Genomic DNA, 14,209 nt, shown 5'->3' on the forward strand with positions numbered 1-14,209 from the left:
TAAGATTCCACCGAATACCATAAGTAAAATAGCAATCAAGAAACCGTAAATAGCTTGTGTCTCTGGTAATGCAGAGAAAATAATACCACGAGCAAACATGTCGTTATCTTCTACAATAGCACCGACGGAAGATGCTGCAGCAATACCTTGTCCCATACCGGAACCTAAACCTGCAAATCCGATGGATGCTCCTACACCGATAGCAATAATACCTGCTTGTAAAGTTAATTTAGTACTATCTCCACCTAATAAACCGGAGAATACTAATAATAAGATTGCTACCAAGAAACCGTAAATAGCCTGAGTTTCTGGCAATGCTGAGAAAATAATACCTCTTGCAAACATGTCGTTATCTTCTGCAACTGCACCTACAGAACCAGCAGCTGCCATACCTTGACCTAAACCGGAACCTAATCCAGCAAAACCTATTGCTACTCCAGCACCAATAGCAGCTAAAGCAGCACCTAATCCTATTTCTGCCATATTTTTTCACCTTTGAAATAATATTGATTTTTTAAATTTAATTTAAGATATAAATGAAAAATTTTTAATTTTTAATTTTTGTAAATGTCCTTTTTGCTTTGAAAGCTTCGAATTTACCCTTACCTTCCATAAAGAATTGTGAGAAAAATTCCACATAGTTAAGACGTAAAGCGTTAATAAATGCACCCAATACTTGGAACATGAAGTTTGCTATATGACCGCCAATAAATACTATGATAGCAAGAATAATACCAACAAAAGGAACCATATCATTGACTAATCCAGTTAAAATGTTTACTGTCATAGCAATACCACCAGTTGCTAAACATAATGCTAAAAGACGAGCGTAGGATAAAACATCTCCCAAGAAACCGAAAATATCCATTACACCGTATGCTCCGTTAGCCCAGACTAGCATTCCAATAGTTGCAACGATTAATATTGCACCTATTACAGTTCCTACTAAACCTAATGAAGGAAGTGGGATTCCGAACCTTGCATGTATATTTAATCCTAAAGCAAGTAGAATAATTCCTGCTTCAAAAACAAACCAACAAATTTGAGAACCGATAGCCTCTTTAACATTACCGTATCTTAAGTTGTTAATCGCACCTAAGATGAAACCGATGTTTGTGTAAATAAGACCAATTGCGATTGCGATAATTAATATTGTATCAGGATGTTTAAAAGCATCAACAGCATTAATTACAGTTGGCAATTTATATTTAAAGAACTTGTCCGGGAAGTTTCCAAGGAAACCATTAGTTATCATACCCAGTATAAACGCCCACAGACCGGACCAGATTAAAATCCAACCAAATGCCTTCATGGATTCTTTAATTTTACCCATTCCTTTTAATAATACTACTCCTATGAGAGATACGAATAAACCATATATTGCATCGGTTAAACAGAAACCGAAGAAGAATGGGAATGTGATTGCAACAAATATTGTTGGATCGATTGCATTATAACGTACCGGAGAGTACATATCAACAAGGTATTCGAAAGGTTTAGCATACCATCCGTTTTGTTGTAAAATAGGAACATCTTCATCATCTGTACCTTCAACCTCTATTGTTTCAAAGGCACAATGTCCATCAGAACTTTTTTCAACCAATTGTTCAACCTTTTCAGTGTCTTTTACAGGCACCCATGCTTCAAGAATGTATGCATCGTCAGTTCGAACAAAAGATGAAAGAATTTCGTTCTTTTCTTTTTCATTTTCTAACTGTTCTTTGAGAGCCAATATATCATCATCCCATTGTTCAGCAACTGCTTTTAATTCTGATTTAACAGAAGCACGTTCTGATTCAATGGTCAATAATCTAGAATCAGCATTTGAAATAATCTTTTGAGGAGTTCCTTCAACATTACCTATTTCAATTTTCTCAAAGTCATATTTACGAAGTGTAGAATAAACTTCGTCACTATATTCCTTTAATGTTACTACAGTGACAATGTTACTTTGCTTATCTTCTGTAGGAACAAAGAATATGTCTAATTCATCTGTCAATTTACTCAATTCATTTTTGATTTCTGAAGTAGATTCAGCATTAATCCTACCAACAGTAGTAGAAGTGTACTCAGAATCTTTTAAAAGTGCTAAATCCATGTCAAAATTAGATAAGTGATTAGCTAAACTTTTATTAGAGTTAAGTTCACTTGTTTCAGCGTCGAGTGCGGCTAGTTTATGCTCAATAACACTTGTTTTACTTTCCACCTGGGCTAAAGTGTCTTCAGCTTTTGCAATAAAAGCTTCAGTATCTAATTTTTCTACTTCTTTTTGAACCGGCATATCAGGACTAATAAAAGACATCAATGTGTCTTTTAACCCATGGCCTTCTGATAAAGAATTTCCTAATAGTTCAGATATACCATTTGTTTTCATAAGAAGAGAAGATAGCTTTCCAGTATATGGAGTAGCTTTAGCAGGAGCAACTAATTCCGCTAATTCAGGATCTTGCTGAATGCTATCAGAAATATCACTGACTTGTATTAGCCCTGATTCGTGGAGAGCGTCCACTGTAGGAGCCACATACTTATCAAGTGTAACTATTCTAATTTTCTGCATTCTAGCTGTCTTGAACATATAATCCTCACACTACATAATATTTTTGACAATTATAGAAGCAGCTTCATCAACATTTGCCATAGCTTTGTCTTTTAAGGCTGCAACGTCCTCAGCAGACTTTTTGACAATGTCCTCCGCTTCTTTTTTAGCTTTATCTTCTGCATCAAAAACAGTATTTTTCGCTTCCTCTTCAGCTTCACCTTTAGCTTGAGAAATAATTTCCTCAGCTTTTACTTTTGATTCAGCAATCAAATCTTTTGATTGAGCTTCTGAATCAACAATAAGTTGTTGAGCGTCAGATTCCGCTTTTTTTATCATTGCGATTGCGTCTGATATCTCTGCCATAATAAATCACCATGGTGTATTTATTTTTATTGTGCAATATATATATCTTTTACTATTTAATATTGATAAGAATTCGTAAAATTTAAAATAAATTAAAAAAAAGCATTCAAAAAATAATAATTACATGAAAATATTAAATAAAAAAAAGAATAAAAGATAAATAATTTATCTATAGAACCATTTTAAAATACTAGGTGGCAGTTTTTGTAAATAAGCTAAAATTGCTATTAAAATGATAATCAAACCCACGACAGCAAATTCAATATTGTAGGGATGACCCAATAACATATACCCGCTTACACCAATAACAATCCCTTCAAAAAAGAAAACCGCCTTGGTCCAACTAGGGTTATACAGAATTATAAAGTAGGCAATAGCTATTAAAATAAAAATTATTGCTGTAGCCATAACATCATTGGTTATTGGCTGGTGTCTTAAAAATGGAGAAACAGCCCAGACAATTAACATTACTGCTAACATTACACCTAATAATTTAAACATTTTTATATTTGCCATAATAACACTTACTTTTCTATCTTTACTTCATATTATTTATATCATTATAGTTTAATGAATATATATGGAACGAGCAGTTTGGATAATTCTTAACAAAAATTTTTCAATTACTATGGACAGCGCAATAAAAAAAGATAAGATTTATGATAAAAAATTCTCCCCTGGAGAAGACATCTGGACAAACGAACTTCCCAGATTAGGATTCAGTGATGAAAATGTCCAAAAGGACTATGATGATTTCTTATCGGACATAATGACCTTATTTACAGAACCCAGTGCGGATTTGGTATTCATTGAAGCAAAAATAGGCGAAGAATCAGAATATCTTAACAGTGAAAATCCGCTTATAATCAGAAAAATAGAAGAATATAGTGTAGATGAGATTATAAAATAGCGTTAGCCTTGTTTAACACTTCATCCATACTATTAAATTCTAAAGGTTCACCCTTATCTGAAAGGGTTTCAGTTGTTATAAGCACATTAGGTGATGCCCATAAATAGGAATATGAAAAATACAATACATTAATAATAATACACGGCCAAAAAATGCTTAAAGCAATTATCAGGCAAACTACCTGGATTAAAATATTGCCGTATCTTTTTTTTGTCATTAGAATATAATTTTCTTCCTGTTGGGTAACTTTAAATTTTTTTTGAGATAATTCCTCAGAGATGCTTTCCATTTCCTTGGAATTACCTGCACTAAGTATCAATAGCTGCATTTTAATCTATATAAACTACAAATTCATCCAATTCCTTTCTAGGAGTTTCACGAGGTTCAGCATTACCATATCCCAATGGAGTGAATAATACTGCTTCTTCATTTTCATCCAAGTTCAGGAATTTATGTGCTTCATATTTTTTAAATGCACCAATATAACATGTTCCAAGACCAACATCCTGAGCTGCTAAAATCATATGGTCCATTACGATAGTAGCATCTATATCAGCAATGTTTTTACTGTCCCACGGTCTTGTCCATGCTTTATCTTTTAGAGCAACAACACACAGCACATAAGGAGCTTCAACAAACCATTTAGCGGCATAAATTTTAGATAAAGCTTCTTTATGCTTTTTGGTGTCAATAACATATACCTTAAAAGGCTGTGCATTAACGCCTGTCGGAGCAATTGTAGCTGCCTTTAAAACATATTCAAGTTTTTCCTTTTCAACTTCCTTGTCCAAGTATCCTCTTACACTATATCTTTGTTTAATTACATCAATAAATTCCATTTTATCTACCTGCATCGTATATTATATCGTCAAGGTCACAAAAACGCCTGAATTCTTCTTCATCCATTTTTTCTTCATGAATATGTGCAATTATTCCAGGAATTCTTCCAATCATAAAAACTCCCAATCCCAAATCAGGACTGAATCCCAAATCAGACAAAATTGCTGCATTTGCACCGTCGACATTAAGTCTGATTTGCTTTTTTTCATATACCAGATCCTCAAGTGCCAAAGCAAGTTTTATATGAGGTCCGATAAAACCTCTCTGAATGATAATTTTCATCAGTTCATCAGCTCTAGGATCCACATTATGGTACCGGTGACCAAAACCTGGAAGTTTTTTACCTTTAAGGACATAATCACTGTATAATTCAATGGCCAAACTTGCTATCTGTTTATTGTCAATATCAGAATCGCCTGTTGAGTATATTGAAGCAATTTTTGACTGGAAAAGTTCCATTGTTTGTTCAATAGCTCCTGCGTGCTTGTGTCCAAATGACAAAAGCGCTCCTGCGACTGCTGAATTTAAGGGTGATCCTGATGAAGCAACAAGCCTTGCAGTCTGAGTGCTTGGAGGGGTTGCTCCATGATCACAAAATGAAACCAGAACATGATTGAAAATTTTGCCTTCCTCAATGGTAGGCAATCTTCCCCTTAACAATAAAAAGACCATGTCACTATATCTGATTTTATCTATCAAGTCCCGCTGGTTATAACCTCTTGTTACTATCTTATCGGTTTCCACACGAGATATGGCTGTTTTTAAGGAATGAGGATTAACTCTAAAATTATTTTCTTGCATTTTTATGTACCTTTATGTTTGTTAATATTAACTATTATCATAATTATAATTTTAATGTTGCTACTCTTGGCTCCACAAAACAAGATGGTCTGATGGCAACAATTCTAACACCACTTGCTCTTTGATTACCAATATTTACAAAAGAACCCAAAACAGTTGTTTTTCCACCAAACCCCATTGGTCCAATTCCTGTTTTATTTAATTCACCAGTAACGTAATTTTCCACTTCGCTTTGACTGTTCAAATTACCATATACAATTGATTTCAAAAGAAGTGCATTTGCTTCGTAGTGTGTCCTTCCAATACCTATTGATGGAATTGATGGTGTGCATCCAAGTAAATTAAGAGATTCCTTTAACCAGTCCACAGCAGTATCAATTACATTAAAAAAAGACCTTTTATGATATACCCGGTATGTTTTTGCTCTTATTTCCGGACCTCCACCTTCAAGGATAAAATGTAGATTTAGCACATCAGGTTCTGTGTCCCTTTTATATGTGGATTCATCATTAACTGAATCAATTAAAATAGAAGCCGGCTTCAACATTCCCGGTTTTTCATATAAACCCTTGCTCTGTTCGATTCTTTCAATTTCATTTCCTTTAACTGCCATTGGCCTTGCAGGAAGATTATTTAAACCCAGAGCAATACCTTCATGAATCTGATTCAACAATTCCCCTGTTATTTCCCTTTTGGAGCCTATCTCAACAATAACATGAGGAATACCAGTATCATCACATAATGGAAATTTGGTTTTGCCCGCAACATGATAATTTTCAAGCATTTGGGACAATGCCCATTTTGCATTTTCATTTACCTCGCTGTCGATGGAATTTTCCAACGCCTTCAATTTATCATCACTGACAGCTGTTGATGCTGAAATAATTGATTTGGAAATTTCATTAATAATATCCATAAAATCACTCAGGAACTGATAAATCATCGGATTTTGCAGGTGACACAATAGCTTGAGGACAGTAAGTATCAATGACTCTTTTAACAAGCATTACCTGTTTTATGCGAGCTATTGCCTCTTTTTCTGTGGTGTCCCAGTTATGAGTTGCCGCAACTGAACCTCCAGTTTTTAAATAGACAGGAGCTGCCACATCAATGAATTTAGGAACTTCATAATGTCTTATAAAACCTCCAGTGGATTTAGGATTTTCAGTATGCAAATCAATAGCCATATCACAAGCATTTCTAATGGCTGCAATCATTGGTATCTGCAAATCACGTACAGGATTTAATGAATCCAACCCATTTTCTTCCAGTAATTTTGCAGATGCAGGATTTGAATGACCTGCATGTGCAGATAATTTAAAATGAGTATTTTCAGGAATTTCACCATCTTTTCTCATCTTATTTAACACCCAAAGTAAGCCCTCATCATATAATAAGATTCCACGGACACCAAATTTGCATGCTCTTTTTACATCCTCAATTGCATAAACCAGATTATCATAACCTCTTAGCCTGTAACCTATTCTGCTGCCCTCTTTTGTATGAACTGTAGCAGAGGTATCATATGTTGCCCTTGGACCTACTGATAAAAATAATTCACAGCCATACTCTTTTGCCAGATTAACCATTTCTATAATATCTTCATCACTTAAGAGCATGATTCCCTTTGTCTGAGTAACTCGATGGATAAAAACATTGTTTTTAACAGATTCCTTTAAAAGAGCATCCATGGTCTTTGGAGATTGAATTCCGGGAACTTCAAAACGATATTGTCCACTATCATTAAATCGTTTATAGGATTTGAATTCGTCAAAAGTTTCTTTAATCCCAATCTTTTTTAAAAATTCTTTTGTTTCATCCATACTATCTACCCATTTAATTTTTGAACAACATATTTCATGGAATAATCTTCAAGAGAATCAATTACAGTGAGGTTTCTTATATCATAAAGAGGATTATTTGATTTGAACTTGTCAATCAGCTCTGTTAACGGATATGGATTTTCAAAATCCCCTTTTGGAAGCATGGTAATATTTTGAAATACACCGTTTCTGAATACTTCATCCAATTTAATAATTACATTCGATGGCCTTTTTTCAGGATATAAATCATTTAACTTATCATCAGACAGAATTACCATCCTGTTTACAAGATTTTTAATACTGTTAATTTTATCAACAGTGGAATAGTTCTCCAAAAGACCAAATTCCAATAACTGATTTATATCATCAACAGTAACTTCACCAACCACAAGTGCAATAGCAACTGCATACGGCAGGGATTGTCTTAATTCTTCAATATTTTTAGGATTGAAATTGTTATGCTCTGCTGCAACAGAATAAGTTTTAACGGCAATATTTTGAATATGGTCATATTCATCCCCAATACTTGCCTTTAATTTTAATGCAGTATCGATTGAAGAGTGAATGTGTCTGCAGAACGGATATTTCTTAAAGTAAATATCCCTTATTCTTACCTTGCCTATCTCTTTTAAGACACTTTCCAGTGAGAAATCTTCAATTGTATAGTCATCATCATAGACCATGGTTTTCAAAAATCCTTCATTACCTTCAAATATGGTTCCGCTACCTGTAAAACCGTTTCTTGCAAGAACGGATGATAAAATTCCATTATAAATAGCTTTTCCTGCATGCAGAGATTTGCCCATAGAACCTCCATGGTCGGATTCCAAAAGTCCTGCAGCCTGAGTTCCGCACAATCCCAATGCATTCAGGATTTGATTTTCATCAAGTTTTAATAGTTTTGAAGCTACCGCCCCTGCAACAAAAGTACCTATTGTTCCGGTTGTATGAAATCCCTTATTTCTATGATTGGGATTTACAATCTTTCCAAGCAATATCCCCACTTCATAACCAACAATAACACCTTCAATAAACTCCCTTCCGCTTAAATCATGAGCCTCGGAGATTGCCAATGCTGTTGGAAATATCACTGCTCCCAAATGAATCTGAGCACCCCTATGACCATCATCCAATTCAAGCACATGTGCTGAAACACCATTTAAAAAAGCAGCACTCAGCATATCTGCTTTTAGATTTTTCCCGATAATTGAAGCATTTAAATTTAGATTAAGGTTTCCAGAAAATATTTCTTCAACAGTATTAAAAGCTATTTTTGAAGCGTCTTCGTCTGATCCCCGATAGGTCACTCCAAAAAAATCTAAAAACGCAGCTTTTACAGTGGTGATGGATTCCACAGTTGCCTGTTCATAACGATAATTTGAAATAAATTTAGAAATATTTTTTAAAAACATAAAACACCTAGAATAATATATGTACAAAGTAGATTAAAAATTTAACTTTTAATGAAAAACAATTTTTTAAAAACAAATAAAAAAAGCGTTTAAACTGCAGGAACGCCTGATAAGACCAATACTATGTGAGCTACAATAGCTGCACCATAATATGTAGCTGCAATAACCAAAATAGTTATGACAATTGCTCTCCAACCTAAAGCCTTGAATTCATCCCAGCTTTTACCCATACCAATACCCACATAAGCTAAAAATACAGTTACAATAGATAAAAGCTCAACTTGAGAAACGTGATAAAGTACGAATTCAGATGTAGGCATTCCAGGAAATGCAATTACAATACCTATTACACTTATGTATAAAATAGATGAAATGTTGAATGGAAGTTCCCTTTCAAGCCACACCCCAATAAGAGTGATGAGAGACAATATGCCCATTCCCACCAATGAGCTGGACATAGGATGTTGATAACCCAGATAATTTCCGATTACAGTAATTATTGAAAATATTGCCAATAATAAAATCCAATTGAAAATACCGTGAACAGAAACATTTTCAGATCCGTCGATTAAATCAGGCATTATTCATCATCCCCCTTTTCAGGAATTATTGATTCTCTTCCAATTTTAGGCTCCAGCCAGTTATACATTCTTTCTGTTAATGGAAGAGCAACAAATATTACTATATAAATCCCAACACAAAATGAAAGTAAATTACTGAATCCTGCAAATGCTTCAATTTGAGTTTCCAATCCAGGAAATGCTGCAAGAGTAGGTCCAATAGCTGCCGCATTCATACTTGCACTTCCAACACCACTAGCCATTGCAAATGCATATGGATGCAGCGGCAGGAATGACAGTGAAAAAGTAACAAGGAAACTAATGAATATTGTACCGATAACTGTCCCAATAATAAATATTGCAAAAACTCCTCTGGATTCAGGAGAATTAAAACCGTATTTATCAACAACAACTGCTACATTCGGTTCCCTTCCTATTGAATTTGTCATACCAATAGATTCTTTTTTAAATCCTAAAAGAAGCGCTATTGGAAGAACCAAAATTGTAGCCAAGTGTCCTAATTCCTGCAATATCAATGCAGGACCCATAGTAAAAATTAAACTGATTGATTGACCACTGGAAACCGCCAATTTTGCAATTAAAACACCAATAAAAAGCATCATAGCCCCTTCAGCAATACGGGCCTGCTTTCTTTGAATCCATTTAATTGGTTTTGCAAGATAAAAAACAAGACCTAAAATAATTGTATAGATTAAGGGCATTATAGTAATAGCAACATCTTTAGTCAGAGGAATTTTAATTGTACCTATTAATTCTGCAATAACTACCAAAATAAGTACTGTAACATGTAATCTATAATCCCTCCAAGGATTTTTCTTTAAAATTCTTTTATCGGTTTTTTCACGATATATATGCTCTATTTGCCCATCTTCATCAGGAATAATAATCCTCTCCAAACATGAAAATAAAAATATTTTACAGTTATAATTATTAATTTTTTAAAATCTAATATTTAAATTAATAAGTTTTAAACTTTAAAAATTCACAAAATAAGAACAAAATAATTCAAAAATAGTAATACTATTTCACAAAAAGAGAAAAAATAGTTTTAAGCAGCCGGAACGCCTGTTAAAACAAGAATAATATGGGCTACAATAGCAGACCCAAGATAAGTGGATGCAATAACTAGAATTGTAATAATTATGGCTCTCCAACCTAATACTTTGAATTCATTCCAGCTTTTACCCATACCAATTCCAACATAAGCTAAAAATACAGTAACAATTGATAAAAGTTCAACTTGAGAAACATAATGAATCAAAGTAGCTGAAGTAGGCATTCCCGGAAATGCCAATACTATTCCCATCACACTGATATAGATAATAGAAGAAATGTTAAACGGAAGTTTTCTTTCCATCCACACGCCAGCCAATGTGATTAAAGATAAAATTGCCATTCCAACTAATGAATCAGCAATAGGGTGTTTATATCCAACATAATTGCCTACAACAGTAATAACAGAAAATATTGTCAAAAGCAATATCCAGTTAAAAACACCATGAACAGAAATATTTTCAGATCCGTCAATGAATTCTGTCATTTATTCTCCCCCTTCCTGATTAATATCTGATTCATCTTCCTGAGTGAATATAGCTTTTTTACCTAATTTAGGCTCTAAAAATTCATATAATTTTTCAGTTAAAGGAAGTGCAATGAAAATTACAATATATATTCCTATAGAAAATGACAGCAGATTACTGAACCCTGCAAATGCTTCAATTTGAGTTTCCAATCCAGGAAATGCTGCAAGAGTAGGTCCAAGAGATGCCGCATTCATACTTGCACTACCTACACCACTAGCCATAGCAAATGCAAAAGGATGTAAAGGTAAAACTGAAACAGAAATGCTTGTTAAAAAACTAATAAATACTGTACCTATAATTGTTCCAACAATAAACAGAGCAAATATTCCCCTAGATTCCGGAGAATTGAATCCATATTTATCTACAACCACTGCTACTTCAGGTTCACGGCCAATTGAATTGGTCATACCTATTGTTTCACGTTTAAATCCTAAAAGTATAGCGACCGGAAGTGCAATGAAAATTGTGGCCAAATGCCCTAATTCCTGCAACAGCAATGCAGGACCCATTTCAAAGATTAAATGAATTGATTGACCACTTGAAACAGCTAATTTTGCTATTAAAACACCAATAAAAAGCATCATCGCCCCTTCAGCAACTCTGGATTGTTTTCTTTGAATCCATGTGATTGGTTTTGCAAGGTAAAATACCAAACCAAGAACCATAGTATAAAGCAAAGGCATTATGCTGACTTCGACTCCTTGTGTAATCGGTATCTTTATCGGCCCGATTAACTCAGCAATAATTACTAAAAGCAGTACAGTTAAATGTAACCCATAATCTTTCCAGGGATTTTTCTTTAGAATACGTTTATCCGTTTTTTCACGATAAATATGTTGAATTTCATTCGTATCATCATTATTTGAAATAATACCCTCTCCCGCCCAGCATAAAAAATATGCTAATTACAATTATCTCTTAAAAAAACTACTATTTAAATACATACTATTTAGTTCTCAAAAGTTCTAAAAAAGTGTATTAAAATAATAAAAAAAAGATAAATAATTCTCAAAAAGTGAACAAAAAAAATATAAAAATAAATAGTATAAAAGTTTTAAAATAGCATTAAAAGATAATTAATGGATATTTTAATTAATATCCATTCTACAAAGGGGTTTTGATAAATGTCGTCTTGCAGAAACCGGCGTTTCATAAAATTTTGAATTTTTTAAATTTCGATTGATAATAATAGGAACTTTTTTGCTAGATTCAATTTTTTTTCCGCATTTTTTACATTTAAATCCTTTATTTTTTCCGGCAGAAGTCATCCTTTTTCCACATTCACAAACAGGATTTTTATACTCAACATCGTTCAAACTAATAACCTGAAACTTTTCAATGTTAAAAGTATTTTGCTCACCGATTCCTCCAAATACCCTGATGATATCGCCCGGACGTAAATCAGAAACAGTATTTCTGAATGATTTTGTTGGCTCATATGCTCCGCATTCAATTTCACCAGATTCATCAAAGATATAAAAGAACATATGCCCGCCATCAATGATTTTAGGTTTATTTTTAACCTCCCCAACTACTTCATAACATCCGAACTGTTTCATTGAATCAATATTGTCCACTTTTTGAATATGCATATCAGTATGCTGATTGGTTTTAAAAATACACCAGTCCACAACAGGCTCACCTACACTGACAATGCCTTTAGCGGTTTTCAATGCCTCAACAGTATTTGACCTTATCCCATATAATACAGGACATGGAGTTTTGGGTTCTATTGCAATGTAATTTTCTCCATAATCAATATTTTCAAATGTATCTGGAAATGTTTTTTTATCCATTTCATAAACTGATTCATAATCTATTTGGCGTTTAGTTCCATAATTTTCAGATGATCTGTAAGTGAGCAGTTCAAATGTAAAATCAGACAACGGCAGACTAATTGCGGCAATTGAACCTATAATCCCCCTTCCTTTTTTGAATTTATGAATCTCACATCCTACGGATTTTCCAAATTCTTCCGCTTCCCCAATAGTAATGAATTCATAAATAGCTCTGAATGCATAATCCTCCATTTCACCTGTAATTTCGCCTTCATAAAAGATTACACCAGGATTTGTATTGTCACAATCAAACATTGATAATTTTTCCACTTCTTCCAATACGATTCTACGAGCCAGATCTGCCTTTTCATCATTTTCAATTTTAAAACTGACTCCTCCATTTCCCCGGGTTTTAAATCTGGCAAAAGGATTTAATCTTATTAATCTTGGATAATCCAAAATATCAATTTCATTTTCTTTGAGTTTATTGATTATCTGACTGGCCAGAAATGTTGTGCACATTCCATCGGGAGAGTCAGTGTCATCTATTCCAATATGTAAAACATTAATTTAAATCACCTTTAAGTATTTAAAATATTAGAATTATAACAATAAATAGTTTAATTATATAGAGGTAATCCAATGTTAACTCGTGCAAACTTGTTACAGCAAATCGAAAATTTACTAAAATCACAGGGCTATAAAACCTCAGACATTTATGATCAGGGATCATTTGATATCGTAGCAAGAAAAAACCTGTTAATTTTACTTTTAAAAACTTTTTTAAACATTGACAGTATCAATGAACATAATGCTCATGAAATGAAGCAATTGGCCAATATTTTTCTTGCTTCACCAATAATCATTGGAGAAAAATCAAGAAATGGCCTTCTTGAAGAAGGAGTTATTTATGAAAGGTATGATATTCCAACAATCGGCCTGGACACATTTAAAAATATGATTGTCTATAATGAATATCCTGAAATTCTAGCTGACAGAGGAGGATATTTTGTAAAGATAGATGGAAATGTCATAAAGCAATACCGTGAAGAATATTCAATGTCACTTAAAGATTTGGCCAATCTTGCACATGTTTCACGTGCTACAATGTATAAATATGAAAATGGGATTGTCCGTGCAAATACTGAGACTGCCATGATTTTAGAAGAAATACTGAATACAAAAGTAACATTAGACATTGACCTGTTAAAACAACCTCAAAAAGAGGATATTGAATATAGTAATGATGTTAATGATTTATCCAAACTAGGATATGGAGTATTATCTACAAATAAAGGTCCTTTTGATGCAGTTGCAAAAATGAAAAGTTCGGACAAGCATTCACCATTGCTTACTAATGTTGAAAAAAACAGAACCGAAAAAACCTTAAAAAGAATGGCAGTTCCACTGAAAGACCTGTCAATGGTTACAACATCAGAACCTGTTTTTATAATAAACAATAAAAAAATAAAAGAGTCCATTGGTACAATCCCAGTTATAAAATCCTGGGAATTGAAAGAATTTGAAAATTCAAAGGAATTATTAAAGTTAATAAAAGAGAGAAAAGAAAATTAAAGTG

17 protein-coding genes are annotated in these 14,209 nt (G+C 33.4%); 2 read left to right on the plus strand and 15 right to left on the minus strand.

The features are described from left to right. The 4 genes from QZU75_RS01135 to QZU75_RS01150 all read right to left on the minus strand — a co-directional run. Positions 1 to 483 (minus strand): V-type ATP synthase subunit K (locus QZU75_RS01135; protein WP_296881111.1); only part of this gene is annotated, 483 nt, incomplete at its 3' end. Between the two features lie 64 nt (positions 484 to 547). Continuing rightward, the gene (locus QZU75_RS01140) at positions 548 to 2,575 is read right to left on the minus strand and encodes a V-type ATP synthase subunit I (RefSeq protein WP_296881112.1); all 2,028 of its coding nucleotides are present in this window, start codon (positions 2,573 to 2,575) and stop codon (positions 548 to 550) included. 12 nt (positions 2,576 to 2,587) lie between these two features. Then, positions 2,588 to 2,902, minus strand: coding sequence for an ATP synthase archaeal subunit H (gene ahaH, locus QZU75_RS01145; RefSeq protein ID WP_296881113.1), 315 nt, complete (start codon positions 2,900 to 2,902; stop codon positions 2,588 to 2,590). Positions 2,903 to 3,067: 165 nt separating this feature from the next. Then, entirely contained in the window at positions 3,068 to 3,418 is a 351-nt protein-coding gene (locus tag QZU75_RS01150) for a hypothetical protein (protein ID WP_296881114.1), read from the minus strand. A gap of 64 nt (positions 3,419 to 3,482) precedes the next feature. Here QZU75_RS01150 and QZU75_RS01155 point away from each other — a divergent pair, with 64 nt between their 5' ends. Beyond that, positions 3,483 to 3,812 carry a hypothetical protein gene (locus QZU75_RS01155; protein WP_296881115.1) on the plus strand — a complete coding sequence of 110 codons (330 nt, stop codon included), beginning with the start codon at positions 3,483 to 3,485 and terminating at the stop codon, positions 3,810 to 3,812. Here the strand turns inward: QZU75_RS01155 and QZU75_RS01160 are convergent. From QZU75_RS01160 to QZU75_RS01210, 11 genes are all read right to left on the minus strand, one after another. Continuing rightward, on the minus strand, positions 3,802 to 4,101 hold the full coding sequence (locus QZU75_RS01160; RefSeq protein WP_296881116.1) for a hypothetical protein: 300 nt from the start codon (positions 4,099 to 4,101) through the stop codon (positions 3,802 to 3,804). The two genes, QZU75_RS01155 and QZU75_RS01160, sit on opposite strands and share 11 nt — an antisense overlap. A gap of 40 nt (positions 4,102 to 4,141) precedes the next feature. Beyond that, positions 4,142 to 4,651, minus strand: coding sequence for a nitroreductase family protein (locus QZU75_RS01165; RefSeq protein ID WP_296881192.1), 510 nt, complete (start codon positions 4,649 to 4,651; stop codon positions 4,142 to 4,144). A gap of 1 nt (position 4,652) precedes the next feature. Continuing rightward, complete coding sequence (locus QZU75_RS01170) at positions 4,653 to 5,453, minus strand: citryl-CoA lyase (RefSeq protein WP_296881117.1); 801 nt, start codon at positions 5,451 to 5,453, stop codon at positions 4,653 to 4,655. Positions 5,454 to 5,496: 43 nt separating this feature from the next. Then, positions 5,497 to 6,369: a fumarate hydratase gene (locus tag QZU75_RS01175; RefSeq protein WP_296881118.1), complete on the minus strand. Its 873-nt coding sequence runs from the start codon at positions 6,367 to 6,369 to the stop codon at positions 5,497 to 5,499. A gap of 4 nt (positions 6,370 to 6,373) precedes the next feature. Further along, positions 6,374 to 7,276, minus strand: coding sequence for a peptidase (locus QZU75_RS01180; protein ID WP_296881119.1), 903 nt, complete (start codon positions 7,274 to 7,276; stop codon positions 6,374 to 6,376). 5 nt (positions 7,277 to 7,281) lie between these two features. Continuing rightward, complete coding sequence (locus QZU75_RS01185) at positions 7,282 to 8,688, minus strand: MmgE/PrpD family protein (RefSeq protein WP_296881120.1); 1,407 nt, start codon at positions 8,686 to 8,688, stop codon at positions 7,282 to 7,284. An 89-nt stretch (positions 8,689 to 8,777) separates the two neighbouring features. Beyond that, positions 8,778 to 9,269: a hypothetical protein gene (locus tag QZU75_RS01190; protein ID WP_296881121.1), complete on the minus strand. Its 492-nt coding sequence runs from the start codon at positions 9,267 to 9,269 to the stop codon at positions 8,778 to 8,780. After that, positions 9,269 to 10,165, minus strand: coding sequence for a DUF3100 domain-containing protein (locus tag QZU75_RS01195; RefSeq protein ID WP_296881122.1), 897 nt, complete (start codon positions 10,163 to 10,165; stop codon positions 9,269 to 9,271). The genes QZU75_RS01190 and QZU75_RS01195 overlap by 1 nt, the downstream gene beginning before the upstream one ends. 152 nt (positions 10,166 to 10,317) lie before the next feature. Beyond that, a complete protein-coding gene (locus QZU75_RS01200) occupies positions 10,318 to 10,809 on the minus strand; it encodes a hypothetical protein (RefSeq protein WP_296881123.1) in 492 nt (163 codons plus the stop codon). After that, the gene (locus tag QZU75_RS01205; RefSeq protein WP_363139628.1) at positions 10,810 to 11,724 is read right to left on the minus strand and encodes a DUF3100 domain-containing protein; all 915 of its coding nucleotides are present in this window, start codon (positions 11,722 to 11,724) and stop codon (positions 10,810 to 10,812) included. It lies immediately after the preceding gene. 216 nt (positions 11,725 to 11,940) lie between these two features. Continuing rightward, positions 11,941 to 13,200 carry a DUF1743 domain-containing protein gene (locus QZU75_RS01210; protein ID WP_394350223.1) on the minus strand — a complete coding sequence of 420 codons (1,260 nt, stop codon included), beginning with the start codon at positions 13,198 to 13,200 and terminating at the stop codon, positions 11,941 to 11,943. 72 nt (positions 13,201 to 13,272) lie between these two features. Here QZU75_RS01210 and QZU75_RS01215 point away from each other — a divergent pair, with 72 nt between their 5' ends. Beyond that, on the plus strand, positions 13,273 to 14,205 hold the full coding sequence (locus QZU75_RS01215) for a transcriptional regulator (protein WP_296881125.1): 933 nt from the start codon (positions 13,273 to 13,275) through the stop codon (positions 14,203 to 14,205). Positions 14,206 to 14,209 lie beyond the last annotated feature (4 nt).

The sequence above is a fragment of the uncultured Methanobrevibacter sp. genome, from assembly GCF_902764455.1.
Classification (GTDB): domain Archaea; phylum Methanobacteriota; class Methanobacteria; order Methanobacteriales; family Methanobacteriaceae; genus Methanocatella.

Bases quoted from the DNA above. Each gene is read 5' to 3' on its own strand.
- QZU75_RS01160 (WP_296881116.1), bottom strand. From the start codon at position 4,101: ATGGAAAGCATCTCTGAGGAATTATCTCAAAAAAAATTTAAAGTTACC.
- QZU75_RS01180 (WP_296881119.1), bottom strand. From the start codon at position 7,276: ATGGATGAAACAAAAGAATTTTTAAAAAAGATTGGGATTAAAGAAACT.
- ahaH (WP_296881113.1), bottom strand. From the start codon at position 2,902: ATGGCAGAGATATCAGACGCAATCGCAATGATAAAAAAAGCGGAATCT.
- QZU75_RS01185 (WP_296881120.1), bottom strand. From the start codon at position 8,688: ATGTTTTTAAAAAATATTTCTAAATTTATTTCAAATTATCGTTATGAA.
- QZU75_RS01140 (WP_296881112.1), bottom strand. From the start codon at position 2,575: ATGTTCAAGACAGCTAGAATGCAGAAAATTAGAATAGTTACACTTGAT.
- QZU75_RS01165 (WP_296881192.1), bottom strand. From the start codon at position 4,651: ATGGAATTTATTGATGTAATTAAACAAAGATATAGTGTAAGAGGATAC.
- QZU75_RS01150 (WP_296881114.1), bottom strand. From the start codon at position 3,418: ATGGCAAATATAAAAATGTTTAAATTATTAGGTGTAATGTTAGCAGTA.
- QZU75_RS01200 (WP_296881123.1), bottom strand. From the start codon at position 10,809: ATGACAGAATTCATTGACGGATCTGAAAATATTTCTGTTCATGGTGTT.
- QZU75_RS01175 (WP_296881118.1), bottom strand. From the start codon at position 6,369: ATGGATATTATTAATGAAATTTCCAAATCAATTATTTCAGCATCAACA.
- QZU75_RS01155 (WP_296881115.1), top strand. From the start codon at position 3,483: ATGGAACGAGCAGTTTGGATAATTCTTAACAAAAATTTTTCAATTACT.
- QZU75_RS01170 (WP_296881117.1), bottom strand. From the start codon at position 5,453: ATGCAAGAAAATAATTTTAGAGTTAATCCTCATTCCTTAAAAACAGCC.
- QZU75_RS01215 (WP_296881125.1), top strand. From the start codon at position 13,273: ATGTTAACTCGTGCAAACTTGTTACAGCAAATCGAAAATTTACTAAAA.
- QZU75_RS01190 (WP_296881121.1), bottom strand. From the start codon at position 9,269: ATGCCTGATTTAATCGACGGATCTGAAAATGTTTCTGTTCACGGTATT.